General features: G+C 61.9%; 27 protein-coding genes and 2 pseudogenes. 19 read left to right on the top strand and 10 right to left on the bottom strand.

Features of this window, described 5'->3' with window-relative positions; all coding sequences use genetic code 11:
• Window positions 1-124 precede the first annotated feature (124 nt).
• Both M1E02_RS09680 and M1E02_RS09685 read left to right on the top strand, forming a co-directional pair.
• A complete protein-coding gene (locus tag M1E02_RS09680; RefSeq protein ID WP_479377816.1) occupies window positions 125-478 on the top strand; it encodes a hypothetical protein in 354 nt (117 codons plus the stop codon).
• Complete coding sequence (locus M1E02_RS09685; RefSeq protein ID WP_479377817.1) at window positions 475-1,116, top strand: NAD(P)H-binding protein; 642 nt, start codon at window positions 475-477, stop codon at window positions 1,114-1,116. The genes M1E02_RS09680 and M1E02_RS09685 overlap by 4 nt, the downstream gene beginning before the upstream one ends.
• Window positions 1,117-1,565: 449 nt before the next feature.
• Here the strand turns inward: M1E02_RS09685 and M1E02_RS09690 are convergent, their stop codons facing one another.
• From M1E02_RS09690 to M1E02_RS09710, 5 genes and pseudogenes are all read right to left on the bottom strand, one after another.
• On the bottom strand, window positions 1,566-1,799 hold the full coding sequence (locus M1E02_RS09690) for a hypothetical protein (RefSeq protein ID WP_479377818.1): 234 nt from the start codon (window positions 1,797-1,799) through the stop codon (window positions 1,566-1,568).
• Between the two features lie 196 nt (window positions 1,800-1,995).
• On the bottom strand, window positions 1,996-2,490 hold the full coding sequence (locus M1E02_RS09695; protein WP_479377819.1) for a DUF6644 family protein: 495 nt from the start codon (window positions 2,488-2,490) through the stop codon (window positions 1,996-1,998).
• On the bottom strand, window positions 2,483-3,247 hold the full coding sequence (locus M1E02_RS09700; protein WP_479377820.1) for a hypothetical protein: 765 nt from the start codon (window positions 3,245-3,247) through the stop codon (window positions 2,483-2,485). Before M1E02_RS09700 ends, M1E02_RS09695 begins: the two co-directional genes overlap by 8 nt.
• 307 nt (window positions 3,248-3,554) lie before the next feature.
• Window positions 3,555-3,974: a cyclophilin-like fold protein gene (locus tag M1E02_RS09705; RefSeq protein WP_479378120.1), complete on the bottom strand. Its 420-nt coding sequence runs from the start codon at window positions 3,972-3,974 to the stop codon at window positions 3,555-3,557.
• A gap of 186 nt (window positions 3,975-4,160) precedes the next feature.
• Window positions 4,161-4,563: pseudogene (locus M1E02_RS09710) on the bottom strand (recombinase family protein); the annotation flags it as partial.
• Window positions 4,564-5,336: 773 nt separating this feature from the next.
• On the opposite strand from M1E02_RS09710, the gene M1E02_RS09715 reads away from it, so the two are divergent.
• From M1E02_RS09715 to M1E02_RS09725, 3 genes and pseudogenes are all read left to right on the top strand, one after another.
• A complete protein-coding gene (locus tag M1E02_RS09715) occupies window positions 5,337-8,024 on the top strand; it encodes a PxKF domain-containing protein (RefSeq protein ID WP_479377821.1) in 2,688 nt (895 codons plus the stop codon).
• Between the two features lie 287 nt (window positions 8,025-8,311).
• Window positions 8,312-8,731, top strand: a pseudogene (locus M1E02_RS09720) (DUF1349 domain-containing protein); the annotation flags it as partial.
• Between the two features lie 304 nt (window positions 8,732-9,035).
• Window positions 9,036-9,212, top strand: coding sequence for a beta-galactosidase (locus M1E02_RS09725; RefSeq protein ID WP_479378121.1), 177 nt, complete (start codon window positions 9,036-9,038; stop codon window positions 9,210-9,212).
• A gap of 265 nt (window positions 9,213-9,477) precedes the next feature.
• On the opposite strand, the gene M1E02_RS09730 is transcribed toward M1E02_RS09725, so the two are convergent.
• From M1E02_RS09730 to M1E02_RS09745, 4 genes are all read right to left on the bottom strand, one after another.
• A complete protein-coding gene (locus tag M1E02_RS09730) occupies window positions 9,478-10,713 on the bottom strand; it encodes a low temperature requirement protein A (RefSeq protein ID WP_479377822.1) in 1,236 nt (411 codons plus the stop codon).
• Window positions 10,714-10,765: 52 nt separating this feature from the next.
• A complete protein-coding gene (locus M1E02_RS09735; RefSeq protein WP_479377823.1) occupies window positions 10,766-11,122 on the bottom strand; it encodes a cyclophilin-like fold protein in 357 nt (118 codons plus the stop codon).
• A 78-nt stretch (window positions 11,123-11,200) separates the two neighbouring features.
• Complete coding sequence (locus tag M1E02_RS09740) at window positions 11,201-12,157, bottom strand: alpha/beta hydrolase (RefSeq protein ID WP_479377824.1); 957 nt, start codon at window positions 12,155-12,157, stop codon at window positions 11,201-11,203.
• A 328-nt stretch (window positions 12,158-12,485) separates the two neighbouring features.
• A complete protein-coding gene (locus M1E02_RS09745) occupies window positions 12,486-12,701 on the bottom strand; it encodes a hypothetical protein (RefSeq protein ID WP_479377825.1) in 216 nt (71 codons plus the stop codon).
• 102 nt (window positions 12,702-12,803) lie between these two features.
• Here M1E02_RS09745 and M1E02_RS09750 point away from each other — a divergent pair, with 102 nt between their 5' ends.
• The 3 genes from M1E02_RS09750 to M1E02_RS09760 all read left to right on the top strand — a co-directional run bounded on the left by M1E02_RS09750 (window position 12,804) and on the right by M1E02_RS09760 (window position 14,963).
• Window positions 12,804-13,679 (top strand): helix-turn-helix transcriptional regulator, encoded by an 876-nt coding sequence (locus M1E02_RS09750; RefSeq protein WP_479377826.1) that lies wholly within the window; start codon window positions 12,804-12,806, stop codon window positions 13,677-13,679.
• A gap of 28 nt (window positions 13,680-13,707) precedes the next feature.
• Window positions 13,708-13,860 carry a hypothetical protein gene (locus M1E02_RS09755; protein WP_479377827.1) on the top strand — a complete coding sequence of 51 codons (153 nt, stop codon included), beginning with the start codon at window positions 13,708-13,710 and terminating at the stop codon, window positions 13,858-13,860.
• Window positions 13,861-13,925: 65 nt separating this feature from the next.
• Window positions 13,926-14,963 (top strand): zinc-binding dehydrogenase, encoded by a 1,038-nt coding sequence (locus tag M1E02_RS09760; protein ID WP_479377828.1) that lies wholly within the window; start codon window positions 13,926-13,928, stop codon window positions 14,961-14,963.
• A gap of 526 nt (window positions 14,964-15,489) precedes the next feature.
• Here the strand turns inward: M1E02_RS09760 and M1E02_RS09765 are convergent.
• Complete coding sequence (locus M1E02_RS09765) at window positions 15,490-16,428, bottom strand: helix-turn-helix domain-containing protein (protein WP_479377829.1); 939 nt, start codon at window positions 16,426-16,428, stop codon at window positions 15,490-15,492.
• Window positions 16,429-16,721: 293 nt separating this feature from the next.
• Here M1E02_RS09765 and M1E02_RS09770 point away from each other — a divergent pair, with 293 nt between their 5' ends.
• From M1E02_RS09770 to M1E02_RS09820, 11 genes are all read left to right on the top strand, one after another.
• Window positions 16,722-18,071 carry an ABC transporter substrate-binding protein gene (locus M1E02_RS09770; protein ID WP_479377830.1) on the top strand — a complete coding sequence of 450 codons (1,350 nt, stop codon included), beginning with the start codon at window positions 16,722-16,724 and terminating at the stop codon, window positions 18,069-18,071.
• A 62-nt stretch (window positions 18,072-18,133) separates the two neighbouring features.
• Window positions 18,134-19,102: a carbohydrate ABC transporter permease gene (locus M1E02_RS09775; protein ID WP_479378122.1), complete on the top strand. Its 969-nt coding sequence runs from the start codon at window positions 18,134-18,136 to the stop codon at window positions 19,100-19,102.
• Complete coding sequence (locus tag M1E02_RS09780) at window positions 19,099-20,037, top strand: carbohydrate ABC transporter permease (RefSeq protein ID WP_479377831.1); 939 nt, start codon at window positions 19,099-19,101, stop codon at window positions 20,035-20,037. Before M1E02_RS09775 ends, M1E02_RS09780 begins: the two co-directional genes overlap by 4 nt.
• A 39-nt stretch (window positions 20,038-20,076) precedes the next feature.
• On the top strand, window positions 20,077-21,138 hold the full coding sequence (locus M1E02_RS09785) for an NAD(P)-dependent alcohol dehydrogenase (protein ID WP_479377832.1): 1,062 nt from the start codon (window positions 20,077-20,079) through the stop codon (window positions 21,136-21,138).
• A gap of 60 nt (window positions 21,139-21,198) precedes the next feature.
• Entirely contained in the window at window positions 21,199-22,203 is a 1,005-nt protein-coding gene (locus M1E02_RS09790; RefSeq protein WP_479377833.1) for a carbohydrate kinase family protein, read from the top strand.
• Between the two features lie 7 nt (window positions 22,204-22,210).
• Entirely contained in the window at window positions 22,211-23,689 is a 1,479-nt protein-coding gene (locus M1E02_RS09795) for a mannitol dehydrogenase family protein (protein WP_479377834.1), read from the top strand.
• A gap of 195 nt (window positions 23,690-23,884) precedes the next feature.
• A complete protein-coding gene (locus M1E02_RS09800) occupies window positions 23,885-25,021 on the top strand; it encodes an alpha/beta hydrolase (RefSeq protein ID WP_479377835.1) in 1,137 nt (378 codons plus the stop codon).
• Window positions 25,022-25,116: 95 nt separating this feature from the next.
• Window positions 25,117-25,308, top strand: a complete 192-nt coding sequence (locus tag M1E02_RS09805) for a cyclophilin-like fold protein (protein ID WP_479377836.1) — start codon at window positions 25,117-25,119, stop codon at window positions 25,306-25,308.
• The gene (locus M1E02_RS09810) at window positions 25,235-25,471 is read left to right on the top strand and encodes a cyclophilin-like fold protein (protein ID WP_479377837.1); all 237 of its coding nucleotides are present in this window, start codon (window positions 25,235-25,237) and stop codon (window positions 25,469-25,471) included. The genes M1E02_RS09805 and M1E02_RS09810 overlap by 74 nt, the downstream gene beginning before the upstream one ends.
• A gap of 56 nt (window positions 25,472-25,527) precedes the next feature.
• On the top strand, window positions 25,528-25,653 hold the full coding sequence (locus M1E02_RS09815; RefSeq protein ID WP_479377838.1) for a hypothetical protein: 126 nt from the start codon (window positions 25,528-25,530) through the stop codon (window positions 25,651-25,653).
• Between the two features lie 314 nt (window positions 25,654-25,967).
• On the top strand, window positions 25,968-26,864 hold the full coding sequence (locus tag M1E02_RS09820; RefSeq protein WP_479377839.1) for a helix-turn-helix transcriptional regulator: 897 nt from the start codon (window positions 25,968-25,970) through the stop codon (window positions 26,862-26,864).
• The last annotated feature ends 36 nt before the right edge of the window (window positions 26,865-26,900 follow it).

The raw sequence follows: 26,900 nt of genomic DNA on the forward strand, positions 1-26,900 counted from the left end.
GCCTGGTTTGACGGCTCGGGGAGACCCTGTCAGTACACGTTCCATCAGTAACTCCCTCCATTGATGGAACCGACGTTGAATAGTTGTGCAGGCCCGAAACATCACTCGAACAAGGGGACCGCCAATGGCCGAAGAGACCACCACCGGCTGGACCGGTGGGCTAAAGCTTTCGGCTTCACGTCGCTGTTCGGTAAAAATGCGACCCTCACCGGGCCGCAACGAGCCGCGCCTATCTGGAGCAGGCTCTGCCTCGGGTCTTGGAGGGCACACCATCAACCCCGGACGCGTCTTCGACCCCGAACTGCGCCTCGGGGACATCGCCGAAGCCCACTGGCTCATGGATTCCCGGGAAGCGCTTAACGTCCTGATCCGCCGTGACAGCAAAAGCGAGGGGCAACACCATGCACCAGGGCGCTGCCCCTCGCCCGTCCCTCCCGAATCCATTCGCCGCCCAGTAACCAGAAAGACCACATCGTGAAAAACGCCATCGTCATCGGAGCGAACGGTCGCTCCGCCAGGGAAACCATCCCCCGCCTCCTCGCTCAACCCGACGTTGCGCTCACGCTCTTTGCGCGCCGACCGGAGCAACTGGCCGAGACTGTAACCAGCAACACCGTGCTCTTTGAAGGCGACGCACGCGACCGAGGCGTGCTCACCCAAGCGATAACCGGACAGGACATCGTGATCGTCGCGCTCGGCGGCGAAGACCTGGACAAAACCACGGCGTCGGTTGTCGACGCCGCACTGAGCGTTGGGACCCCACGTATCATCACCATCAACGCAGGAGGCATTTACGACGAACTACCTGAGCCGTTCAACACATGGGACCTAGGAATGGTCGGCTCTTTCCGCCCCATCAGTCGGCGAGCCGCGGACGTCGTGGAGCAGTCATCCCTCGTTTACACGATCCTCCGGCCAGTCTGGTTGACCAACAAGGACGTGCTGGAGTTACAGGTCACCCGAAAAGGTGAGACGTTCAAAGGCACGGAAACCTCCCGGGCCAGCGTCGGAGAGTTCATCGCAAACATAGTCGCCAATCCCCGTACCTACATGAATGAGAATGTAGGAATCTCCCAGCCGAACACTGACGGTGACAAACCAGCGGCATACCGATAAGTCCCGATAGCAACAGCTGCCGCTGTACAGCCGTGTGAGCTTTCGATACGCCTGACAGGCAGAAAAACCAGCTCCGTGCAGCTCCGAGGTAGCTGCCTCGGGCGACGACTCGACCGGCATTGTTAACTGAGCAGTTCGTTTAGGGGCACGCCGAGGGAGGCGAACAGCGCTCCGGACTGCGGTAGGAAGTCCTCGAAAATCTCATCATGATGCCGGCGGCGACGGTGCCGAGCACGCGGCGGCGTTGGTCATCTCTGGCGAGGTCCCCGGCGAGTGGATAAGGGAACTATCCGGCCACTGCACTGAACCCGATCAGAGCGAGCGTTCCGAGCAGCACCGGATAGGCGGTGACCCAGTAAAGGTTGCCGACCGCGGCACTGGCGGCGATCGTAAACATAAGGGTGAGTCGGTGGCGGGCTCGGTGTGGAGTTGCCGTGCGAATCGTTCCGTCAGAGGGTCGATCCCGTTGTAGGTCTGGTGTTGCCAGCCAGGCAGTACCGGTCGCGGCCACTCAGGCATTGGCCGCACTCAAGGCGGGATTTGGACTGGCAGCCGACGCCGACGATCCTGTGGCCGACGATCCTGTGGCCGACGACCGGCAGATGCGCGGTGGGGCCCGAGTCGCTGCGGATCGTGTGAATGTCCGAGTGGCAGATGCGGGCGTAGTCGATGTCGATCAGCACGTCCGACGTTGCGCTCGGTCGTCATCGGTTCCATGGGTGCGGTCGCGTGGGTGGCCCGTAGGCCTTCACAGTGGTCGTCATGGTGATTTCCTTGTTCGATTCGCATGAGGTTCGTTACCCGCCGCGTGCGGCGGGAGGAGCAGGACGTTCAGGTCGGTGGTCTGCTCTGCGCCGTGCTGCGGGATGGAACGAACCTTCAGACGTAGGCCAGGAATCGTCCTGCGAAGATCACACCCGTCCACGTTGTCATCGACACGACCGCCGAGACGCGGGCCGCGACCGGCGTCGCCTCGGCGTCCGCCCACTCGTCGGCTCGATGGTAGACGCCGCGGTGGAACACGAGGGCGTTCAGCCCGGCCAGGAACAGAAGTCCGAGCTTCCAGGGCGCAGCACCCGAGCCGGCGACGCCGACGGCCTGCGCGCTGAACAGCAATATGCCTGTCATGACGGCGATGGCCAGGCCGAGGTGGGACACGGGCAGGAGATAGCGTGCGGCCTTCGTGACGGATACCAGAGAACGCCCTACGCCCAGCAGGCGGAGGTCAAACGCGAAAGCCGGGCCGACGAGCACGGCGATTCCGAGGATGTGGAGGCTCTCGAGCGTCGCATACATGAAGGGAGTGGAACGCACGGCGTCACCGAGCGCGGAATCCTGCAGCCAGCGCAGGATCGGTTCAAGCCATTCAGGCATCCTGGTTCCGTTCATCCTGGCGGGTGCGGCGGCGTACGTAGAAGGCGCCGCCCACAACCGCCACGACGACGACGGCACCGAACACTGCCCAGACTCCCCACGTCTCTGAGCCGCTGCCATCGGCGGTGTCGGTATTCTCTGCGGGACGGCCCATTTCCACGGGATCCTCCACCGTGGACGGCACGTCGACAGGCCCGTCGCTTGCCTCCGCAGCGCCCGGCAGCGGCGCTCGGACGGGAAGCGTGCTGCCGATCACCTGGTTGACGGGCGCATTGTCGTCTCCATACCAGAACGCGACCGGACGGAAGAGGCCGTCATCGGTGCTGTTGATGTATCCGACACCCTGGAAGCGTTCTCCGATCTTCAGCGTGCGCTCCAAGCCGTTGCTGCTCGACCACCACGGCGGAGCGATGATGATCTCAAGCTCGTCGTGGGGTCCGTCATACGCGAGTGCGGCCTCGACCCGGGGGCTATCCTCCGGACCCGACAGCTCTTCGGGGATCGGCAGATCAGGTGTGCTGGCTGGCAGCTGGGCATCCAGTGCCACATCGAAAAGCGAATGCGGATCGCCCCAGCTCCCCTCGGACGAGACGGTGCCGGCGACGTAGACGAGCTCATTGGTCTCGAAGCCGTCCCAGCCGTGGTGCGCGGCGGCCGGTGACGCCGGGACCAGCGATATCGCTGCCGCGGTGAGGAGAGCCGCGGTGGCCATAAGGCCGCGGCGGAGTGGTCGGTCGGTGTGTGTGGAGACGCTCAAAGTCGTCGATCCTCTCTGTGGGCGGTGTGGCCCTCGTTTGGCGAGCCTGGGTCGGGGTTCAGGTTTCTGTGGAGAACGCGAGGCCGGTCTGCTCGGCGTAGGCGGCCAGTAGCCGGTCCTGCGCCTGGGTGTCGTGCACGAGCTCGTTCACGCGCGTCTCGATGTGCTGGTGGAAGAGGAACCCGCCTCCTATGGGGGAGCGCTGCTGCAGGCTGCCAAGGCCACTGCGCCGAAGGATGTGGCGGTCAGCAGGAGTCCGCGCCTGGTCAGAGGAGCCGTATTGAGCGTCATTCGTTGTTTCTTTCGTTCACCCGGTGACGGATATGGTGACCTGCTGCCCGTCCAGCAGCTCGATCTGGTCGATGTCCTCGGTCTTGCCGATCCTGGAAAGGTCGTTTGAGAAGGAGTTCCCGTCCTTGTCGTAGAAGAACCCGAGGTTGCCCCGCGGCTTGCAGGAGAAGAGGTCCCCGACTTTTGGATCTAAACCCTCGGTGTCGGTGAAGTCCCACTCCCCGGTCGGGGTGGCGACCTTCTCCTTGCCGCCGTAATCGGAGAACGCCAGGGTCATCGGCAACATCGCAAGGAATGAGCGGGTCGTGGGGTTGTCCTCGTCGATGACGACCTCGATGGCCGCTTGGCCGGCGGTGAAGCGCACGACCGTGCCCACGACTCCCTGGTCTGCGGATGGGGACTCGGACGCGCCGGTGGTTGTTCTGGGCAGTCGCATCGTGGAGGCCTTCCGGGTCGGTCCGAGGAGTACTCCATCAATGCAACACAGGAAATCGAGGGTGCGGGAGTCCCTGCTGTGAGGTGTACCAGGAGGGACTCCCACAACGGCGATCGGCGGGTGCCCTGCGGGGTTGCTGGCAATTGGGAGCTGAAATCCGCGGCACACGGTCATTCGGTGAGGGTCTTTCCGTCCTTTATAGGCACCGCGCTGCTTGGCCAGGGTGATGCCTTCCCTTTGGCGTTCTCGGATGAGGGAGCGTTCAAATTCGGTGGAAGGCGCCCATGACGGAGAGCATGAAGTTGGCATGGGGGAGTCCTCGCCGGTGAGGACCACGCTTTCTTTGACGAACTCCACGCGCACCCCTTGAGGGTGAGGCCTTGGACGAGAGCGGGTAAGTCGTCAAGGTTTCGGGCGAGCCTGTCCATGCTGTGCGCGTCCACGCTGTCCCCATCGCGGGCGAAGCGCAGCGGCACCGTGAGCTGTGGTCTGTCAGTATCCTGCCCGAAGCTCTATCCGTGAAGACCCGGTCCAAAACCTGGCCCTCGAGTTGGCTCTTCTCGTTCTGGTCCAGAGTGCTATCGCGCACTTACCCGATACGGTGTGGGGCCACTGTTTCATCCAACCCTCGCCTGTGAGGTTGAGTCCTAGACCGTCCTGCAAGGAAGTCAAGACCAAGACCTGGCTGGTGTCGGTGCTGGTCATGGCCTGCTTCTACCATCACAACTGTTTCACGGCAGCGCTCCCAGGGTTATCGCACGACTAAAAGACCAAATGCCCGGGTTTTGTCGGCGCTGTGTACCGCTCGGTTTGGTCGACACTAGCCATTAGATGTTTGCGGTAACAGAAACGTAGATGAAACTCTTGTTACCGGAAACAAACTAGGCTAGCGTTCTTTTTCGGCAGGGTCATTCCTTTACAAAGGATTGCCTGCCTCACCGGTTTGTCCCGTACCTCTATGTCATACCGTGCTTCCGCCCATCCAACATGACCAGGCCGCTCCTTGTCTGGTTGGAGGCTGAGGCCGACCTGCCTGGCCGCTTCCCTGGACGGCCTTGCCGCACTGTCGAAGCCGCCGCAGCCGCGAGCGGTTAGCTCCATGATCACGCACCGTCCAGAGACTTAGTCGTAGAGGACTCAAGGGCAATGGACCGCTGATTGTGGCTTCACACTCACTCGCAGCACCATGATCAGCCGCGCCTACCCGCAGGCGGCTGTCCCCCGGGACGCGACACACCTCCCTAGCTAGTCGCAAGGACCATCGGAACGAGTGCTTGCCTTGCGGCCGTCGGGTAGTCACTGGCGCATTCTTTGCGCACCTGCCCGTATCGGAACCTCACTACAATCCCCAAAGGAAGGGCCATGAACAAATCAAGGACATGGAGAACGCTCGGTGCCGTCGTCGCCGCGGCTGCAATGCTTACAGGACCGGTCATCCCAGCGCAGGCCTACACGCCGCAAGGCGGAATCCTGTACGAGCTGCCACAGGACGAACAATGCCTCAAGGGCCGTGGCAACTGTGCGGTCTACCCAAAATCCGCCGAACTGCCCAGCGGCCGGCTGGTGGCAGCCTTCGAAAAGTCAACGGTCGTAGCCTCATCCGGGGCAGCCACAGGACAGACTCTGCCCGTCTACAAGAGCGACGATGACGGAACATCATGGCAGCCTCTTGCTGAGGTTAAGGCTCCCGCTTACCTCTCCAGCGATCCGCAATACGCCAAGTACACAAGCAACTGGACAAGCGCCTACCTCTACACGCTCCCTGAGAAAGTGGGCAACCTGACGGCCGGCACACTCCTGCTGGCAACAACGGTCACCGGCGAGGACCACTACTACACCGAGCGAAAAGCCGCCGACCCGAACTGGATCCCCACGAACGACGGAGACCGGAAGGACATGGCAATCGCCCTGTACTCCAGCACTGACGAAGGCGCCACGTGGAACGTCGTCAACATCATCGCTACCGGTGGCTGGCAGGGTGGCAGCGCAGGCGCTACCGGAGTGAACGTTGCCAATGCCAACACCTACCGGCAGGTGGATCCCGTGTGGGAGCCGTACCTGATGGTCCATGACGGGAAGCTCGTTGCCTATTACTCGGATGAAAACGAATACCTTGGCTACGACCCGTTGACCGGCGTCGCCATCCTGGACCCGGACAATGACACGGCCACGGACCCCCACACGCAGATCCTCGCCCACAAAACATGGGATGGCTCCAGTGCGGAGTGGAGCGCCCCCGTCGTCGACGTCGCTGGAATGAATGTGACTGCCGGCGGAAAGACTTACATCGGCGGCGGTCGTCCGGGTATGACGAATGTCGTTCCCACCACAGACGGCAAGTGGTTCATCACCTATGAGTACTGGGGCGGCGGCGCCAACGTCCGGTTCAAGATGGCCAATGATCCGCTGAAGTTCTACGCCGATGGTGATGCCGACGGCGAAGAGATCAGCCGGGCAGACGGCAAGCAGGGCCTGCTGCCCTTTGCCACTGGTTCACGGGGCCTCTCCTGGGGCGGAAGCCCGGTCACCATCAAGTTGCCGGACGGACGCCTGGTCTATAACGCTTCCGGAAGCGGGTCCGTCTGGATGAACGAGAGCGGACGCAGTGACGGCGTCTGGACCCAGTACCAGGCCCCGTTGGGAGCAGGCTACAGCCGCACCCTGCAGTACGTCGAGGGCACCGGCCGGGTCCATATCTTCCAGGGAACCTGGGGCGGAGCCACCGCCATGGCAGTCATCCGCCACGCCGACGTCGACCTCGGACACTCAGAGGGCGCGTACTACCGACTGGTAAACCGCAAGACCGGCCAGGTAATGGGAACCGGCGGCAACACCACCGACGCAAACATCGGCAACTCAGACGTACCGGATGTCAGGCTCGAAGACCTGGGCGCGACGCCCAAACCTGACACGCAATACTGGCACCTGGTCACCAAGGCCGATGGAAAGGCGACCCTGCTGAACAAGGCCGGCGGGCGTGAAGCGGCTATCTGGACCGGCAACGCGACGATCGGCCAGCGGATCGGGCAGTGGGTGGACATCAGGCCCGGCGGACTCTGGAACGTGACCCAGACACCCGACGGCTACTACACTTTCCAGGCTGCAAGAAACACGAATGCGTACCTGACGGGCGCATCAGCCGGGGCATCGCTGACGCTGCAGAATGCGACCATCGACGGCTCCCAGCAATGGCAGCTCGTCAAGGATCCTGCGGTCGCTCCCGAGCCAAAGGTATCGTCGACGATTTCCGGTACTGATGCAAATGCTGCAGGATGGCGTTCCGGTCCGGCGTCTGTTGCACTGGCATTGAATGAGGGTGCGCAGGCCGGTATTGAGTATCGCCTTGGTGAGGGCGAGTGGCAGCCCTACACTGCACCTGTTGAGGTGGCGGGGGATGGGGAGACGATCCTGTCTTACCGTGCTGTGCTTAACGGGGTCCCCGTGGAGAACTCCGGCGGCGCAGAAACTATCCGCATAGACGCGACCGCCCCGACTGTGGCCTTGGCCGGGGGCCCGACCGGTGACTACAGCTTTGGCCATGACGCGGCAGCACCGACGTGCGAAGCCGCGGACGCGGTCTCGGGCCTGGCCTCGTGCATAGTCACCGGTGGAGGGGCCACGGTAGGGGAACACACCTACACCGCAACGGCCACTGACAACGCCGGCAACGTCAGCACCGCTGAGCTGAAGTACAGGGTTCTGCCCTGGAGCGTTACTGGTTTCATGGCACCGGTGGACATGGGAGGGGACTGGAACACGGTCAAGGGCGGAAGCACTGTTCCGTTCAGGTTTGAGTTATTCGACGGAGCGACCGAGCTCACCGATGTAAGCAAGGTCAAGTCCTTCACCGCCGCGGGCGTGGCCTGCCCCGGGCCGGGAGCGGTGACCGATGAGATCGAGACCGTCACGAGGGACTTGGCGGGCCTGGTGTACCAGGATGGGCACTTCCAGTGGAACTGGAAGACGCCTAAGAGGGCAGGGTCTTGCCTCGAGGTGACCATGACCGCTCAGGATGAAACCAAGCTGACTGCGAACGTCATCATCAAATAATCAACCACATGCCCAGCGAGAGGGCCGGAACGGTAAGACGCCTCTGGCCCTCTCGCTGCATCAGCATTGACAGCAGCTGATTACTGAAATGAGGAGTATGGCTATGACCCCCGAAGCAGCAGGACTCCCACCTTTGACGTGGACGGACATCGAAAGTGAAGCAGAATACAACTACGTGGATTCCACGCTGACGCTGACAGCCGGGGTTAGGAGTTGATTGGAGTAACGATTTCCATGGCGGAGAGCAGCAGCATCGTGCATCGGCACTTGGCTTCACGGCGCCGGAATCCTTTTCGCTGTCGGCCAGGGTCAGGGTGCAGTCGCCTCGAACGACTTTCGGCGCCGGGGCGCTGAGTCTGTGGATCGACCGGGATCATTGGGCCAAGCTCTGTTTCGAATACTCTCCCCAGGGAGAGGCCATGGTGGTCAGCGTAGTGACCAACGGCTACTCGGACGACTGCAACTCGCCTGTTGCTGGAGATCCACGGGCCTACCTGCGCGTGAGTCGGGTAGGCCCTGAATGGGCCTTCCATTCGTCCTCGGACGGCGAGAAATGGAGCTTCGTCCGCCTGTTTCGATTGGACACGCATAAGCCAGTCCATGTCGGTTTCCTGTCCCAAGCACCTATGGGCGGGAGTTGCGTGGCGCGGTTCGACGAGATCCGCTTCACGAGCCAAACACCCTTCAATCTGCGGGACGGCAGTTAGCACCGCTTCAACGCAGGCGTCGCATCCGGCTTCACTTGTGGCAGCTTGGGAAGAGGGCGCCGGAGCAGGAATTGGAGCACCTGCAGTGGATGTTGACAGGGACCGTTCCTCCCGACAGACGACAGACATTCATTCAACGGCACCAAATGCCCGTCTGGGAGTGTAAAGCGGAGTCAGTTTCCCGATGCCGGGACCAACGTGATCCGGGTGGGCGAATCGTGGTCCGCTGGGGAACCGCGGGACGGCGAATTCGACCTTGCCTGCTCACTCCGGTCCTGGGAGCCGCCTACCAGCGGCTATCCAAGTGATCCTCGCCGCGCCAACCTACGCCATTCCGCAGTGGCTCCAAGCCGCCTATCCTGCGATTGCAGCCGAGCGCCGCGCTGGCAAAAGGATCCCGTGGGGTGCGCGGCAGGAAGTGGATTACTCCAGTCCCGCCCTTCCACTTCCATGCCGTGATCGGCTACCAGGTGGACAATGAGCTGGCGTTGAGCTGTTCCACAATAAAGGAGTTTTTGTGCGCTTCGTTCGCTGGCTCAAGGCGCAGTATGCGGTATGGAAACGCTCAACCGCGAATGGGGCCTCACCTGCTGTTCGCACCGGCTCATGAATTTCCAAGGACCCCTATGCGGGGGGACGATCTTCGCGACGGCTACATGCCGCCTGACAATGCGGTAACACCCCCCTAGTGGTCACCCGCGCCCACAAGGGTTCCACAAAAAAACGGCAGCCAGCCGTTCAAAAGTTCACATGGGATCAGACATATCGGTGTTCCGAACTCTCCGAGTCGGCCAGGTTGCTCGGGTGGGCCTGCCGAGCCGGGTTTCGATGAGGGCGAACGAGGCAAGCACCACCAGTACTGCCGCCAGAGCGAACAGCGGCGCTGAGAGCGCCAGGATCGGTGCGAGGGCTAGGAGAACAATGGTTGTCACGGCTCGGAGAGCTAGGCGCTCTCGTCCGGAGCGCCATGCCGCCGCGGCGGTAGCGGCGAGGAAGAGGGCGGGCCCAGCGGCCAGAGCCCAAGCGCCAAGAGGGCCGAAACGGGCGGCATCGAGATGGGCCATTGCGAGCTCCACACCGAGCGCTGTGAGGATGATACCGGCGACGATCGGAAAGTGCAGGTAGGTGAAGATCTCGCGTGCGTCCTTGGCGCGCTCCTGCCCCTGCCGACTGGCGAGCCGGTCCTCAAGCCGGCGGTGGAGGCCGTGAAAGTATGCGAACCACAAACACACTGCAATTAGGAGGGCCAGAGCTGCGCCACTGGCGATGGGTACGTCGAGGTGCTCCTCTGCGAGTCCGGAACCGATCGCCATTACGGATTCGCCTAGCGCGAGGATGACGATCAGGGCGTGCCGCTCCGCGAAGTGTGCGGCCGAGCGTATGCCCCAGCCGCCGCCCGAGACGGCCGTGGCGAAGATGATTGCGAAATCGTAGAGGACTGCGGCTAGCCAGATCCAGACTTGAGGCGCCCCGCCGACCGCAGCTCCGACGGCCAACAACGCGACTGTGGGCGCGACTGCAGTGGCCGCTGTAATGGCGAGCTGACGGCGCAGCGCCGAGTTGCCCCCGGCGGCGATGAAGTAGGTGCCGAGGTGAGCCGTGCGGACGACTGCGTAACAGACGACGAGGGTCATGGGCGCGTCCAGCCCTCCCGGGGCGTCGTGGAAGACTTCCGGGATCGAGAGACTGGCGATAAATATGGCAACCATTGCGATGACGAACGCGGTACGTGGCAGGCCTCGACTCGCGCGCGCCTCGTTTGCCAGCCAGGTGTACGACGTCCAAGACCACCACAACAGCGACAGAATGATGAACGCCTCGAGAAACGACCCTGGCACCTCGCCGTGCGCCATGAGACCTGTCACACGAGTGAAGGCAAAGACGAACACTAGGTCAAAGAACAGCTCGAGCATCGTGACCCGGTCGCCTTCTTGAACGGCCGCCACCGATGGCGGGCCCGAGCGGATGTGGAGCCATTTCATGTCATCTCCTGCTGATTAGTGTTCAGGCAATGTGCCACGTCAGGGGTCGGTCTCACTCCCTGGCGAGTTCGAATGTGGCGGTGAACGTACTTACTTGGGCGGTCAGTGCGGCAGTCCCGCTCTCGAGGTGGCCGATCTTGACGAGGCCGGCCGAACGGCCGAAGTCCCGGCAGAAGATGGCCAGGTTCCCCCAATGCGAGTAATAGCAAAGGTCTCCTGCACGGGCAGCTGTACCGGCCGGACAGCCATCGGTGGCCAGCCTGTCGGGTAGGTCGCTGACCTTCTCGGTTCCGTGGAAGTCGCTCAGAGTAAGCGTCAGAGGCAGGAGCGCGGCGAAGTCGCAGGCCGCACGGTTGTCATCGAGCGCCGCGTCCAGGACGACGCCGTCAATTATCACGTGCAGTTTCATAAAGCTATCTTCCTCGGCTAATCGAAGCGTCCGGGAGCCCAGCCGACGAGCCGGCCGGCTGGGCGCCCGAATCGCCGCTCAGGCGAGATTCTTTGTAAAGAACTCCGTGAGCATGTCGAATGGGATGAGGTCAGTCTTGTCATACAGATCAACATGTCCGGCGCCCGGAACGAGGTACAGTTCCTTCGGCTCGGACGCCTGGGCGAAAGCATCCTCTGTGAAGTAGCGCGAGTGGGCGTTTTCACCGGCGACAAACAGGATCGGGCGCGGTGAAATCCACTCAATCTTGGACAGCAACGGGAAGTTCATGAACGGCATCGCACTGGTCATCGTGAACTGTGTGATCGCATTCGGGTGGTAGCCACGGTGTCTCGAATAGAACTCGCCAAACTCGCGGGCGATCGGATTAGAGTCGTCGTCGAAGTCCAGCGGAGCGGACCGCGGTGTCATTTCCGGCGGCGCGCTGGTCTCGAAGTCGACGTACCGCTGTTGCGCCACGGCTTCAAGCATGTCGTCCCGGTCATGTTCGGTCAGCGAGTCCGCGTAGCCGCGCTGGTAGTAACGACCGATGTCATACATGACCACCGACGCCACAGCTTTGATGCGCCGATCGGTCGATGCTGCTGACAGCGCGAAGCCACCCGAGCCGCAGACTCCGATGGCACCGACGCGTTCCCGATCGACAAAGGACCGCGTGCCCAGGAAGTCAACAGCGGCGCTGAAGTCCTCAACAAAGCTCTCGGGTGAGGCTAGGTGATGCGGTTCACCGCCGGAGTAACCGTTATATGCCGGATCGAAGGCCAGCGCCGGGAACCCGTGCTTTGCCATGGAGTGGGCGTAAATACCTGCGCCCTGCTCCTTGACACCACCGAATGGCCCACCGACGACGATCGCCGAATGGCGCTTTGCCGTGTCAATATCCTCGGGAAGGTAAAGGTCGGCGGCTATGTCAATGCCGAAACGGTTCGAGTACCTAACCGGTGTTCGTATAACGTCCGCATCGAGGTCAAAGATGTAGCTGTGGTTCAGTGCCATAGGAAACGCCTTTCGTGAAGCGGCGGCAGCATTCGCTGCACACGTGTCGGTACCGTTTTCCGCGGATGCGCCGCCGAGGTGTTCATTAGAACCGCAGGGCACTCCAGAGGATTGCCCGGCGGGTCTCGCCGGCCCCGGTCCAGCCGGTCCTCTGGGCGGTCAGGGTCTCTGCCTTTCGGGTGGTTCTACACAGACTGTGGCAGCGTGGGTCTTATAGCTGAGCATTACCGGGAGGTAGGCGCTGTTGGCGTACTTCGCCGGTAGGCCTCGTCAATCCTGTCATTCAACGACGCTATTAGTGGGGACGAATGCGAGGTCCTTCTCAATATCACCGGCGGTGATCCGCCCCGCGCCCCGCCCCTCGACGCGGCGGAGCGGTACCAGCGAATGCGGTTCCGTTATATGCCCTGACGTACACAGTTCTGTCCACGACGCGGACCAGATCCAGGTCGGTGTGCCGTATGTCGTCAGCTCGGAACGGCGAGATGTGGAAGTCGTCGCTGGAGGTGACGGTCCGTAACTCATCGGGGGTCCAATCGGTCATCACACAAGCTAAGCCCGCATTTCATCTGCGCGGGAGACCCTGCCAATAGGTGGTACTGACAGGGACTCCCTCCGAGATGAATGCGGCCGTAGGGTAGTTGGAATGGATAACCGCAAGGAGATTCGTGAGTTCCTGGCTACCCGGCGGGCGAAACTCACCCCGGAGCAGTGCGGCCTGCCAACTTTCGCCGCCAAACGCCGCGTCCCCGGATTACGGCGCGAAGAGGTTGCGATGTTGGCCGGCGTCTCGGTCGAGTATTACACCAAACTTGAACGCGGCTCGCTGGCCGGGGTTTCCGAAGGCGTGCTTGAGTCCCTAGGCAAAGCGCTGAAGCTCAACGAGGCCGAACGGGACCACCTCTACAATCTGGCTCGGGCGGCCTCCCCTTCGGCGCGGCCGCGGCGAAAAGTCAACCAGGCGGTGACGCCCAGCGTGCAAAGAATGCTGGACGCGATGATAGGAGTCCCCGCGTTCGTCCGGAACGGCCGGCTGGACATTGTGGCGATCAACGATCTCGGCCGCTCGTTGTACTCAGAGGCATACGGCCCAAACAGCGAACCCCCGAACCTGGCGCGCTTCACCTTTCTTAATCACCGCTCGCACGTACTCTTCCCCAACTGGGAAACGGCAGCCGACACCGCCGTCGCCATCCTCCACACCGAAGCGGGACGGGATCCGTTCAATAAGCCCCTCACCGACCTGATCGGGGAGTTATCTACCCGTTCGGAGGACTTCCGCAGCCGATCGGCGCAGCACGACGTGCGCCTTCACGGCACAGGCTACAAGGACTTCCGCCACCCTGCTGTCGGGGACCTTCACCTGGCGTTCGACGCCCTCGAACTTCCGAATGCGCCCGGGCTCACGCTAACGGCCTACAGTGCAGACCCCGGCACCCCTTCTGAAGACGGCCTCCGGCTCCTCGCCAGCTGGGCGGCGACCGAACTGTGGTCCACCCCCGCCAGCAAGGAGAAAGCATGAACAGAACCCACCTGCAGATATCCTCGCTGTGCTGATTATCGGCTCAGTCGTCTTCTATGTTGGGCTCCAGGCCGTGCACATCCTCGCGCAGACCCGGATGGTCTCCATTGCACGACTCAGCGATGTCATCCAGTGGAATCTCCCGGTCAAACATCCGCCTGGCGTCAAGGGGGAATCATGAAGGACCGTTCATTAGGCACTCTGGGCAGGCGTCTTTTCCCACTACAAACCAAGAGAGGTAGTCAGATGCGAGCAACTTTCATGTATGGTGCCGGGGACGTGCGCGTAGAGAACGTGCCCGATCCCGTCCTTCAGGATCCGTCCGACGCGCTGGTGCGCATTGTCCGTTCGTGCGTCTGCGGGTCGGACCTTCATCCGTACCACAGCATGCCTAAATCCCACCAGGGATCTCCGATGGGCCACGAGTTCATCGGTGTGGTCGAGGAGATCGGCAAAGACGTCGCCACGTTGAAGACGGGAGACTTCGTCATCGCCCCCTTCGCATGGTCTGACGGGACCTGCGACTTCTGCCGTGAGGGCCTGCAGACCTCATGCCGCCACGGCGGTTTCTGGGCCGCCGGCGGGATCGGCGGCGCCCAGGCTGAGGCCGTCCGCGTACCTTTCGCTGACGGCACCCTGGTAACGGCTCCCGTTGGCGAGGACAGCGAACTGCTGCCCTCGCTGCTGACCCTTTCGGACGTTTACGGCACCGGCTACCACGCGGCCATCAAGGCGGGCGTCAACGCCGGGACCACTGTCACGGTTATTGGCGACGGGGCGGTAGGCCTGATGGCGGTGCTGTCCGCCAAACAGCTCGGAGCCGAGCAGATCATCCTGATGGGACGACATAAAGCCCGCACCGACCTCGGCATCGAATACGGTGCCACTGAAGTCGTTGCTGAGCGCGGCGAGGCTGGCATCGAGAAGGTCCGCGACCTTACCGGCGGCGACGGGACCCATACCGTGCTGGAGTGCGTAGGGCACCGGCCAGCCTACGACCAGGCTCTCGGTGTGGTCCGTCCCGGAGGTGTGATCAGCCGTGTCGGCGTGCCGCAATACGAGGACGCGCCCATCGGGTTTGGTTCCATGTTTGGACCTAACGTGACCCTCACCGGCGGCCCCGCACCCGTTAGGGCTTACATAGAAACCCTGCTGCCCGGCGTCCTGGACGGCAGCGTCAACCCCGGAAAGGTCTTCGACCGCACCATCAGCCTGGATGAAGTCCCGGACGGTTACCGCGCCATGGATTCCCGCGAATCCCTCAAGGTGCTCGTCCGCCCGTAGCGCCCCCGGAAAATCCAAGTTGCAACTCCGCCCGTAGCCGCAGCAGGCCTGATACTTCGAATCAGGTCTGCCGCGATGCCAAGACGCTTCGACGCTGGCATCCCACGAAACAGAAAAACCAAACTCCCGGGAGTCCACCGCATCATTTACCAGCCGATGATGAAACTGATCAAAAGTATCGACTCACCAGCTGACCACAGCCGAAAGTAAGGCCAGTCGTCGCTTCCGAAGCCCGGAAATGCCTGCCCGCTTAGTCTGGTCTTCAGCAATCCTTATCCTGGCCGTTGCTTGGAGGCGTCCACGCAGCAGCCGCCCGGATTACGAACCATTCAGCCAATGTTCCACGACGCAATGAATGAGTTGAAAATCTCAAGGACTGGACGTGCGGGTATCAGCGTCTGCCCATGAATACGGCCGGGCAGAGCATGGAATTGGGCCCTCGGCATGAGTTTGTCAGCCCGTTCCGAGTCCCCATACCGAAGCGGATCCCTCTGCCACCCACGATCAAGTTGATGTTTTTGGGCCCTCATTGTTGAACGCGCTGGCGGTAGCTTCTTGGTGTTTCCCCAAGGTCGTTGAGGAAGTGCCGGTTGAAGTTCGAGAGGTTTGAAAAGCCGACTTCGTAACAAATTTCTGAGATGGCCTTGTCGCTGCGCTCCAGGAGGCGTCGGGCGTGGGCAAGACGTAATTTGCGCACGAGGTCGCTGAAGTTCTGTCCGGTGGCGCGCTTGAAATACTTTGAGAACGTGGACTCGGACATTCCCACCAAGGAGGACGCCTCGGACATCCGGACGTCGCCCGAATGGTTGTTGAAGACGTACTCGAGAATGATATCGACGACGGCGGCGGCCTGGCCGTCCAGCTGGGGCCGGAACCACTCATCTGCCAGGTAGAGGCGGTCTTCAAGCGGGGCGTGGGCCAGGACAGCGAACAGTTCGAACAAGTGGCGAAGGCGGGACAGTCCGTCGGATACGCCCATGGCTTCGATGGACGCCGCTGCGTTCTCCGCTGTTTGGCCCAGGAACTGGATGCCGCGCGATGACTGATCCAGGAGCAGGTGGACTTCGGCAAGCTCGGGTATCAGGGCGGCGCACTGCTGGACCCATTTACCGTCGAACTGGATGACGGCGTCCCGTCGTTCCAGGACCTCGCCGGGCTGAAGGTCGCTGACCCAGTCGTGGGGGAGTCCGGACCCGATGAGGGCGACATGGCCGGCTTCAAACGTGCCGATGTGGTCACCCACGATGAATTTGCCTGTTCCCTTGCGGATCAGGTGGATCTCATATTCGGGGTGGTAGTTCCAGCGTGCAATGGGACTCGGATAGTCGTGTTCATGCCACCTTACGGAGTGGTTTGGATCCGTCGGGATAACTTCGCGGTTGGCCTGCATCCCGAGAAGGCGCTCGGCTAGTCTGGCCGCGGCGCCTGCGGGGGAGCCGGCGTCAACTGAAACGGCTGCGGCCATGGCAAGTCTCCAAAATCATGCTCAAGTCTCCGAAAATTGTGCTTATGAACTGCGGACAGAAAGGCTGCCGCCCTTTCCCATGATAGCGCTACCGCCACCGAGTTTATTTGGAAAATTTGTATCAGAAATTGGAAAGAGGAGCGCTAGTTGTGCCCTATCCCACACGCCTAGTCTTGAAGTACATCAGCGAGGCATGTCCACCTACTTAGTCTTTGCCTCGCGCTTCAGCCCACCCGTTTGACACAGCAGTCAGCGGAGGGCTGTGCACCCCCTGAAGAACAAAGGAGTCCTTAATGCGCCCGAAAATTCGCGCTGCCACCCTCGCCGCAGGTGCCCTGACACTGGCCCTGACTGCCTCAGCCTGTTCGGGCGCCGGCGGAGGCACCTCCGCCGGTGACCAGAACAGCATCAACGTCCTGATGGTGAACAACCCCCAGATGGAGGATCTGCAAAAGCTCACTGCCGATAACTTCACCAAGGAAACCGGCATCAAGGTCAACTACACGATCCTGCCGGAGAACGATGTCCGAGCCAAGATCAGCCAGGAGTTCTCCAGCCAGGCGGGCCAGTACGACGTAGCCTCCCTTTCGAACTATGAGATCCCGTTCTATTCCGCTAACAAATGGCTGGCACCTCTGGACAGTGTGGCGAACGACGCCGAGTTCAACCAGGAGGACATCCTTCCCGCCTACACGGCATCCCTGACGGGAGAGGACGGCAAGCTCTACGGTGAACCGTTCTACGGCGAGTCTTCCTTCCTGATGTACCGCAAGGACATCCTGGAGGCCAAGGGACTGACCATGCCGGAGAAGCCCACCTGGGACCAGGTGGCCGAACTGGCAGCCCAGGCTGATGGTGCCGAGCCGGGCATGAAGGGCATCTGCCTTCGCGGCCAACCGGGCTGGGGCCAGGTCTTCGCGCCCCTGACTACCGTGGTGAATACGTTCGGCGGCACCTGGTTCGACAAGGACTGGAATGCCCAGGTCAACTCCCCTGAATTCACTGCCGCCACCGAGTTCTACGTGGATCTGGTGAAGAAGCACGGTGAGGCTGGCGCGGCGCAGGCTGGGTTCACGGAATGCCTGAACAACATGAGCCAGAGCAAGGTGGCCATGTGGTACGACGCCACCTCCGCAGCTGGGGCCCTGGAAGCCGAAGGATCGCCTGTGAAGGGAAAGATCGGCTACGCCCAGGCTCCCGTCAAGGAGACGGATTCCTCCGGTTGGCTCTGGACCTGGTCCTGGGGCGTGCAGGCAGCGTCCAAGAAGCAGGATGCTGCGGGAAAGTTCATCGCATGGGCCAGTTCGAAGAAGTATGAAGAACTGGTGGCGTCGAAGCTGGGTTGGGCCAAGGTTCCGTCCGGCAAGCGCATCTCCACCTACGAGAACGCCGAATTCCAGAAAGCAGCCCCGTTCTTCGAAGCAGAACGTTCGGCGATTGAAAACGCGGACCCGAAGAACCCGGGCGTGCAGGAACGGCCGGTCGTCGGCATCCAATTCGTCGGGATTCCTGAGTTCGCCGACCTTGGCACCACTGTCTCGCAGGGTGTGAGCTCGGCCATTGCCGGACAGGGGACTGTGGAGGACGCGCTGGCCAAGGGCCAGGAAGCCGCTCAGAAAATCGGCGACAAGTACAAGAAGTAACCACCCACCAACCGGAGCTGTGGCCCGCCTCCGGGCGGGCCACAGAACGGCAGGAGAACATGATGACTACCGCAACAGCGCGCGTGGCCCGTCAAGGACACAGCGCCCTCAAACCTTCAAAAGACGCCAGGGCCCGTGAACGCGCCGTGGCGTGGGCACGGCGCGCGCCGCTGCTGCCGGCCCTGATCTTCCTCATCATCGTTACGCAGCTTCCCTTCGCTGCCACTCTGATCATTTCCTTTATGAACTGGAATAGCCTGCGCCCGGACCAGACGGGGTTTGCCGGCTTCAGCAACTACGTGGAGGTCCTCACCAACGCTGACCTGCGCCAGGCCATCTTCACTACCATCGTCCTCACGGTTTCGGTGGTCTTGGCCAGCCTTGTCATCGGACTGGTTCTGGCGTTGCTGCTGGATAAGAAGTTCATCGGCCGTGGACTGGCCCGGACCCTGCTGATTGCACCCTTCCTGGTGGTCCCGGTAGCCGCGGCGCTGGTGTGGAAGCATGCACTTCTGAACCCGACCTATGGTCTGATCAACGGCATTCTCACATGGATCTGGTCGCTCTTTGGCAGCAACAACCCGCCACAGCCGGACCTGCTCTCGCAGGCACCGTTGATGGCCGTCATCCTTTCCCTGGTGTGGCAGTGGACGCCGTTCATGATGCTCATTCTGCTGGCAGGCCTGCAGTCCCGGCCCATGGACACCGTGGAAGCGGCCCAGATGGACGGCGCAAGCCCTTGGGAAATCTTCCGCCATTTGACGCTGCCGCACCTGCGCCAGTACCTGGAGCTCGGCGGCCTGCTCGGCGCGATCTACATCGTGCAGAACTTCGATGCCGTCTTCACCCTCACTTCCGGTGGGCTGGGCACAGCGAACCTGCCGTACTCCATCTACCAGACCTTCTACTTCGCCAACGAGTACGGCCTGGCTTCAGCTACCGGCGTCGTGGTGGTAATCGGCACGATCATTGTGGCCACCTTCGCGCTCCGCACAGTTTTCTCGCTCTTCAAGAAGGAGGCAGCACGATGAGCACCCACGCTCCTGCAGCGCCCGCCAACACACCCCCCGGCCCCACCGCCCTGAACACCGGCTCGGGCCGCCGCGGATTGTTTACATCCCGCCGCGGCAAGTCGCGAATGGATCCCACCCGGAACAACACCGCGGCCGGCATTGCCGCCTGGCTGCTGGCCCTGCTGTTCGTCGCCCCGGTCCTGTGGATGGTCCTGACGTCCTTCCACTCCGAGACGGACGCCGCCACCAACCCGCCCTCCCTCTTCGCGCCCCTGACCCTTGACGCCTACGAGGAATTCTTTGGCGCAAGTTCCGGCGTCAGCCCCTGGCCCCCGCTGATCAACTCAGCCACCGCTTCGGTCCTATCCACCGTCCTCGTTCTGGTCCTGGCTATCCCGGCTGCCTACGCGCTTTCGATCCGGCCGATCAAAAAGTGGACTGACGTCATGTTCTTCTTCCTCTCCACCAAGATGCTGCCAATCGTCGCGGCAGTCCTGCCGCTGTTCCTGTTTGCCAAAACCATCGGTGGGCTGGACAACATCTGGTTCCTGATCCTGATGTACACATCCATGAACCTGCCCATCGCGGTATGGATGATGCGCTCCTTCCTCGCTGAAGTGCCGGTGGAAATGCTCGAAGCCTCCCAGATCGACGGAGCAGGACTCCTGCTGACACTCCGGGCGGTGGTGGCACCGGTAGCGATGCCCGGCATCGCCGCCACGGCTCTGATCTGCTTTATCTTCAGCTGGAACGAACTGCTCCTGGCCCGCGTCCTTACCGGTGTCATGGCCGGAACCGCCCCGGTCTTCCTGACCGGCTTCGTTTCCAGCCAGGGCCTGTTCCTGGCGAAAGTCTGCGCCGCAGCCGTCGTGATCTCCCTGCCCGTACTGTTCGCCGGGTTCGCCGCCCAGGACAAACTCGTCCAGGGCCTCTCCCTCGGCGCCGTCAAGTAACTGCGCATCACCGCTTCAACCCACAAAGGAATTCTCCTGATGACAACACCTACAACCCAGGCTCCATCAGTCAAATTGGCAGCCCTTCCGCAGACGATGCGCGCCAACATCCTGAAGCGCCAGGGCCACATGGCTATGGAAACCCTGCCCCTTCCCCAGCTCGACGCCGACCAGGTCCTGGTGCAGGTCGCCGCCGTCGGCGTATGCGGCAGCGACGTCCATTACTACGAGCACGGCCGCATCGGTCCCTACGTTGTCGACCACCCGCTGATCCTCGGCCACGAACTGTCCGGCCGGATTCTAGCCGTCGGCAGCGCCATCGACCCCTCCCGCATCGGCCAGCGCGTCGCCGTTGAGCCCCAGCGGCCCTGCCGGAAATGCAGACAGTGCAAAGCCGGCCGCTACAACCTCTGCCCGGACATCGAGTTCTACGCCACCCCGCCCATCGACGGGGCGTTCGCGGAATACGTGGCCATTCAGTCCGACTTCGCCTACGACATCCCGGACAGCGTCAGCGACGAGGCAGCCGCTCTTATCGAGCCGCTCTCCGTCGGTCTGTGGGCCTGCGAACGCGCCGACATCAAGCCCGGCAGCCGGGTCCTGATTGCCGGTGCCGGGCCCATCGGCATCATTGCGGCGCAAGCTGCCCGCGCCTTCGGTGCGTCCGAAATTTACGTTTCCGACATCGCCGAAGACCGGCTGGCCTTCGCCCTCGACCACGGGGCAACGCACGCGCTCAACGCCACGACCGACACGGTCGAGGGGCTCGATGTCGACGCGTTCATCGACGCATCCGGCGCACCCCAGGCGGTCCGTTCAGGAATAAAGGCCGTAGGCCCTGCCGGAAGGGTCATCCTCGTCGGCCTGGGGGCAGACGACGTCGAACTCCCCGTCTCCTACATTCAAAACCGTGAAATCTGGGTCTCCGGCGTGTTCCGCTACACCAACACCTGGCCCCTGGCCATCCAACTCATCGCCGACGGCAAAATCGATCTGGACATCCTGGTCACCGGAAAGTTCGCCCTCGCCGACTCCGAAAAGGCACTCAACGCCGGGAAACAGCCAGGACAGCTCAAAGCCGTCGTTTACCCGGGCAGCTGAGCCCCCACGGCCCCGAAGCATCAGCAGCCAGATCAAGCACCGACCTGCGAGGAAGCAGCCATGTCATCACAAGGTACAGGTCCCGAACAAAAAATCTCCGACAGCAAAGTACTGGTAACTGTCATCGGCGAATCACTTGTCGACATCATCGAAGACTCCAGCCAAGAGAACTCCGCAGCCGAGACTCATCCGGGCGGCAGCCCCCTGAACGTTGCCGTCGGCTGCGCCCGGCTGGGCCTTCAGACCCAACTTGTCACGCACTTCGCCGATGACACTTTTGGCCAATTGATCGCCGAGCACTTGGAGAACAACAATGTCGAAAACATCGTCGGCGGTTCTCAACCCACCTCAACAGCTGTGGCGACTTTGGATAACACAGGAGCTGCAAGCTACACCTTCGCCATCACTTGGGACATCACCGGCGCCGCCATCCCCGCGATGGCAGCAGTGGAAAGTTCCATGCACGTCCATACCGGATCCATTGCCACGGTTCTGCCCCCAGGCAGCACATCGGTTATGGGCCTGATTGAGGGGGCCCGCCACCACGCCACGATCAGCTTCGACCCCAACTGCAGGCCGGCAATCAGCCCGGACAAGGCCACCGCCCGGAAGCAGGCAGAGGGCTTCGTTGCCTCTAGCGACATCGTCAAAGCGAGCGACGAGGACCTGCGCTGGCTCTACCCCAACAGGACCTTGGAGGAATCGATGAACGCATGGCTGGCTCTGGGGCCAGCCCTGCTGGCATTGACCCGTGGCGCCGATGGCCCCGTCCTCCTCAGCCGGTCCGGCAGGGTTGACGTCAGTGGCGATGCTGTCGCGGTAGCAGATACTGTCGGAGCCGGAGACTCATTTATGGCGGCGTTGATCTCCGGGCTCGCACAGCTCGACGCACTCGGTGCAGCAGCCCGCGAGCGTCTCCACGGCATTACCCAGGACCAGCTTCATGCCTTGGCCCGCTACGCAAATAAAGCTGCCGGGATCACCTGCTCCCGCCCGGGCGCAAACCCGCCCCGACTGGCCGACCTTGGCCCGTTGACCATCCCATCATCCATCCTCGAAGCTTAGGCACTCCATGCCAGCCCTGAGTAACTACACCCTTCCCGGCGTCCCAGGCCCGATCAGCAAACCCAGATACAACAGGTCACAACTGACCGAGGGGATCGTCCACTTCGGAGTCGGAGGCTTCCACCGCTCACATCAGGCAATGTACCTGGACCGGCTCATGAATGCCGGAAAAGCCCTTGACTGGGCCATTTGCGGAATCGGGGTACTCCCCGGCGATGTCCATATGAAGAAGGCCATGGACAGCCAGGATTGCCTTTACACCCTCACTGTGAAGCACGCCGACGGGACCAGACAGGCCAGAATCATTGGCTCCATCATCAACTACCTCTTCGCCCCGGACAATCCCGAGGCGGTGATTGAGAAGATGGCCTCGCCCACCGTCCGTATCGTCTCACTTACTGTCACCGAAGGTGGCTACAACTTCCACCACGTCACCGGAGAGTTCAATGCAGAGAACCCCGACGTCATCCACGACCTTCAACCGGGGGCTTCGCCTCGGACAACTTTTGGTCTCATCACAGCCGCCCTCGCCCGCCGAAGGCAACGCGGACTCACCCCGTTCACCATCATGTCCTGCGACAACATCCAAGGGAACGGCGATGTTGCCCGCAGGATGTTCACAGCTTTTGCCGCACTCAAAGACCCTGACCTTGGGGAATGGGTCCGGAAGAATGTCGCTTTCCCTAACAGCATGGTTGATCGCATCACGCCCGCCACCACCGCGGAGGACCGCCTGGCCGCATCCCGGGAGTATGGTCTCGAGGACGCCTGGCCCGTGGTCTGCGAGCCATTTGCGCAATGGGTCCTCGAAGACGATTTCAGCCTGGGGCGCCCCCCATTTGAGGATGTCGGCGTCCAACTCGTCAACGACGTCGAACCATACGAGCTCATGAAGCTCCGCCTGCTTAATGCCAGCCATCAAGGCATGTGCTACTTCGGTCACCTCGCCGGCTACACCTACGCTCACGAAGCCGCCCAGGACCCGCTGTTTGCCCGGTTCCTGCTGGACTACATGGACAAGGAAGCAACCCCGACATTGGAGCCCGTGCCGGGAATTGACCTCGACGGCTACAAGCAAACTCTTATTGACCGTTTCTCCAACGAGCACATCCGCGACACCCTCGCCCGCCTGTGCGGCGAAAGTTCAGACCGCATCCCGAAATGGTTGCTGCCTGTTATCCACACCAACCTGGAATGGGGTGGCGAAATACACCGCTCGGCGGCGATAGTGGCTAGTTGGGCCCGCTACTCGGAAGGGGTTGACGAGCAAGGAAACACCATCAACGTTGTCGATCGGCTCAAAGAACCGCTGATGGCAGCTGCGGCCCGCCAGCGCGAGGAGCCCCTGGCGTTCGTCTCCAACCGCCAAATTTTCGGCGACCTGATCGACAACGAACTCTTCGTCCAGGCCTACACCGATGCGCTGAACAAACTCCACAACGGCGGGGCCAGGTCCACTCTGGAATCCCTTACCTCTCAGCCCTAGGCGGAGGAATCCAGGCGTTCTTGCCGGCAATTTGAGCCCGAGCGGGCATGACAGCAGTTCAGGCAGAGTTCCCGGGGAGCCCTGACAGTACCCCTCACAAGAGGGACTCCCACAGGTAATGGAGGTGTGATGTGCTCGAAAGGACGACGAGGTCCATGAAGTTACCTAACCGACGAACACGAGGATCACATAACGATGAGCACCAATACTGACGGAAACACGACCACGACCACCGAAATCCAGGGGAAGGGTGTATCCCGCCGGAACCTGATTAAGCTGACAGGCACAGGTGCGGCGGCCATCGGGCTCTCCAGCGCAGCGGGGCTGGCAGGAGCGAATCAGGCTTTCGCCGCTCCGGCTTCCCGAAAGGACCTGGAACCCGGCGACACCTCCAACGGGGCAGACAACTTCTACACCAGCGACCAAGTCAGCGTCCGGAAGATCTCGTTCAAGAACAAGTACCAGATGAAGGTGGTGGGGAACCTGTTTGTCCCCAACGGCCTAAACCGCGGGACCACCCATCCTGCACTGGTAGTCGGACATCCCATGGGCGCTGTCAAGGAACAGAGCGCCAACCTCTATGCAACCAAGATGGCCGAGCAAGGCTACATCACCCTCTCCTTCGACCTCTCATTCTGGGGAGAGAGCGCCGGAAAGCCCGGCAATGCGGTCTTGCCCGACGTCTACGCCGAAGACTTCAGCGCCGCCGTCGATTACCTGAGGGCGCAGCCGTTTGTTGACAAAGAACGAGTAGGGGCGATCGGCATCTGCGGAAGTGGCGGCTTTGTGCTCAGCGCAGCAAAAATCGATCCAAGAATCAAGGCGATCGCCACAGTGAGCATGTATGACATGGGCGCCGCCAACCGCGACGGGCTGAACAAATCCGTCACCCTGGAGCAACGCAAGGCAATCATCGCGCAGGCCGCTGCACAGCGGGACATCGAGTTCGCCGGCGGCGCGATCCAATACACCGGCGGAACACCCGAAGTACTCACACCAGAATCGACCGCAGTGGACCGGGAGTTCTACGACTTCTACCGCACCGCCCGCGGATACCACCCTAACACCACCACGCACCCCACCCTGGCCACCAACACCAAGTTCATGAACTTCCACCCGTTCAACGACCTTGACCTCCTCTCGCCGCGGCCGCTGCTGTTCATCACCGGCGACCAGGCACATTCACGGGAGTTCAGCGAGGAAGCCTACCGCCTCGCCGCCGGGCCGAAGGAACTCTTCTGGGTCCCAGGGGCAGGTCACGTCGATCTCTACGACCGCATCGGCCTCATCCCCTTCGACAAGCTCACCGACTTCTTCCGGACAAAGCTCTAGCCAGCACCACCACTTTGCCGATGGACGTCGAGACGGCCACCCCCACACCATCTTCCACGTCCATCGGCGAAGCGCGGCCACGACTCAGGAAACCCATGTGTAGCACTACGTCCATTCGCATCACTGTCGGCAAAAGGACCGTACGCGGCATTCTGCAAAACAATTCCGCGTCTGCATTCCTTGTCGCCCAGTTGCCGCTCGAATTGTCGTTCAGTGATTTCGGCGGGCAAGAGAGGGTCGCTGCGCTCCCCCGCACCGCTCCCGCTCGACGGGATGCCGCCGGGTAGCGGGGCCGAACCCGGGACCATCGGCTACTACGCATCCGGTCAGGCTCTGGTCCTCTACTACCAGACCGTTGGCTACTACAAAGGGATCATCCCAATCGGCACTTTCGACGTCGCCACAATTCGCGACTCCACGGCGCTATCAATCCAGGCTGATTACCACTAGTCCAAATCGAACACAGGGCGCACAAATCTTTTCAAAGGAAGCAGCACCAGACCGCGATGACCGACGTCACCAAACGCACTCTTCTCCTGTCTTCAGCCTTCCTCGGCGCAGGCATCCTGACGGCCTGCACCCGGGATCCATCACCCGAGAACCCCAGCTCCACCGCAAATGAAGCACAGTAGGGGCGGGCAGTTACAACACCCAAGAAGTCGAGGACCAACTGCGCTACGTCGAGCAGAACATCAGGCCACTTCCCGCAGGGGAGGGGGAGCGCGGAAATCAATCCTGATCACAGGCTCTACCGCGGGAATCGGCCAGTTAGCAGCCGCGCATCTTCTCGCCCGCGGACACCCGGTTGTTGCCCACGCTCGCAATGAACAGCGTGCCGCGGACGTGTGACACCTTTGCGACCACCCTTTTCAGCGGTAGGGGCATACGTGATGGGGGCCCTGACGGGGACTCCCTTAGGTACTGTGGTTGGCTTAGCGTGGAAGTCATGGACAATCGAGCGGAAGTACGCGAATTCCTCATATCGCGGCGTGCTCAGGTCGCCCCGGAGCAGGTCGGATTACCTGCTGGAACGAACCGTCGTGTGAACGGTCTGCGCCGGAGCGAGGTCGCCACCTTGGCTGGTTTGAGTGTGGAGTACTACACGCGTATGGAGCGCGGTTCTATCAGCGGCGCCTCTCCGCAGGTGCTGGAGAGCATAGCCAAAGCCTTGTGCTTGGACGACGCTGAGCGGGCCCACCTGTTCGACCTTGCTCACGGGGCCAGCCCGGTTGGACGGCCGCCGCGGCGGCGGACCTCGAAGTCCTATGTGCCGCACCAGAGCCTGCAGTGGGCGCTGGATGCGATCACGGCCGGGCCGGCTTTCGTTCGTAATGGCCGCATGGATATCTTGGCGATCAATCCCTTGGCGCGCGCGTTTTACAAGGATTCCTATGACATGCCTGTGCAACCGCCGAACATTGCCCGGTTTACCTTCCTGGACGAACGTGCCTATGAGTTCTACCCTGACTGGGATGCCTTTGCGGAGGTGACTGTTTCCATCCTGCGTACAGAGGCGGGCAGGGATCCGCACAACAAAGAGCTCCATGACCTGATTGGTGAGCTGGGAACCCGTAGCGAGGAGTTTCGCAAGCGTTGGGGTGCGCACAACGTCCGCCACCACGGCACTGGCTTCAAGACGTTCAATCACCCCATCGTGGGCGAGATGACCCTTGCTTTCGAGGGGTTGGAGATGGCCGCTGAGCCTGGCCTGACCCTCACGATCTACACTGCGGAGCCAGGGTCGCCGTCGGCTGAGCGCATGCAGCTGCTGGCCTCGTGGGCGGCCAGCGAATACGGAAACGCCGTCCAGCCGGCCTCCGAAAGGACACACACGGAAGGCTGACGACGGCGTTGCTACCGCCGCTGAACGCCTCATGAC

The sequence above is a fragment of the Arthrobacter sp. Z5-13 genome (assembly GCF_056499105.1).

What these genes read in the sequence shown, in the direction of transcription:
- M1E02_RS09680 (WP_479377816.1), top strand. Translation starts at nt 125, where the DNA reads ATGGCCGAAGAGACCACCACCGGCTGGACCGGTGGGCTAAAGCTTTCG.
- M1E02_RS09695 (WP_479377819.1), bottom strand. Translation starts at nt 2,490, where the DNA reads ATGCCTGAATGGCTTGAACCGATCCTGCGCTGGCTGCAGGATTCCGCG.
- M1E02_RS09705 (WP_479378120.1), bottom strand. Translation starts at nt 3,974, where the DNA reads ATGCGACTGCCCAGAACAACCACCGGCGCGTCCGAGTCCCCATCCGCA.
- M1E02_RS09715 (WP_479377821.1), top strand. Translation starts at nt 5,337, where the DNA reads ATGAACAAATCAAGGACATGGAGAACGCTCGGTGCCGTCGTCGCCGCG.
- M1E02_RS09730 (WP_479377822.1), bottom strand. Translation starts at nt 10,713, where the DNA reads ATGAAATGGCTCCACATCCGCTCGGGCCCGCCATCGGTGGCGGCCGTT.
- M1E02_RS09735 (WP_479377823.1), bottom strand. Translation starts at nt 11,122, where the DNA reads ATGAAACTGCACGTGATAATTGACGGCGTCGTCCTGGACGCGGCGCTC.
- M1E02_RS09740 (WP_479377824.1), bottom strand. Translation starts at nt 12,157, where the DNA reads ATGGCACTGAACCACAGCTACATCTTTGACCTCGATGCGGACGTTATA.
- M1E02_RS09745 (WP_479377825.1), bottom strand. Translation starts at nt 12,701, where the DNA reads ATGACCGATTGGACCCCCGATGAGTTACGGACCGTCACCTCCAGCGAC.
- M1E02_RS09750 (WP_479377826.1), top strand. Translation starts at nt 12,804, where the DNA reads ATGGATAACCGCAAGGAGATTCGTGAGTTCCTGGCTACCCGGCGGGCG.
- M1E02_RS09760 (WP_479377828.1), top strand. Translation starts at nt 13,926, where the DNA reads ATGCGAGCAACTTTCATGTATGGTGCCGGGGACGTGCGCGTAGAGAAC.
- M1E02_RS09765 (WP_479377829.1), bottom strand. Translation starts at nt 16,428, where the DNA reads ATGGCCGCAGCCGTTTCAGTTGACGCCGGCTCCCCCGCAGGCGCCGCG.
- M1E02_RS09770 (WP_479377830.1), top strand. Translation starts at nt 16,722, where the DNA reads ATGCGCCCGAAAATTCGCGCTGCCACCCTCGCCGCAGGTGCCCTGACA.
- M1E02_RS09775 (WP_479378122.1), top strand. Translation starts at nt 18,134, where the DNA reads ATGACTACCGCAACAGCGCGCGTGGCCCGTCAAGGACACAGCGCCCTC.
- M1E02_RS09780 (WP_479377831.1), top strand. Translation starts at nt 19,099, where the DNA reads ATGAGCACCCACGCTCCTGCAGCGCCCGCCAACACACCCCCCGGCCCC.
- M1E02_RS09785 (WP_479377832.1), top strand. Translation starts at nt 20,077, where the DNA reads ATGACAACACCTACAACCCAGGCTCCATCAGTCAAATTGGCAGCCCTT.
- M1E02_RS09790 (WP_479377833.1), top strand. Translation starts at nt 21,199, where the DNA reads ATGTCATCACAAGGTACAGGTCCCGAACAAAAAATCTCCGACAGCAAA.
- M1E02_RS09795 (WP_479377834.1), top strand. Translation starts at nt 22,211, where the DNA reads ATGCCAGCCCTGAGTAACTACACCCTTCCCGGCGTCCCAGGCCCGATC.
- M1E02_RS09800 (WP_479377835.1), top strand. Translation starts at nt 23,885, where the DNA reads ATGAGCACCAATACTGACGGAAACACGACCACGACCACCGAAATCCAG.
- M1E02_RS09805 (WP_479377836.1), top strand. Translation starts at nt 25,117, where the DNA reads ATGTGTAGCACTACGTCCATTCGCATCACTGTCGGCAAAAGGACCGTA.
- M1E02_RS09815 (WP_479377838.1), top strand. Translation starts at nt 25,528, where the DNA reads ATGACCGACGTCACCAAACGCACTCTTCTCCTGTCTTCAGCCTTCCTC.
- M1E02_RS09820 (WP_479377839.1), top strand. Translation starts at nt 25,968, where the DNA reads ATGGACAATCGAGCGGAAGTACGCGAATTCCTCATATCGCGGCGTGCT.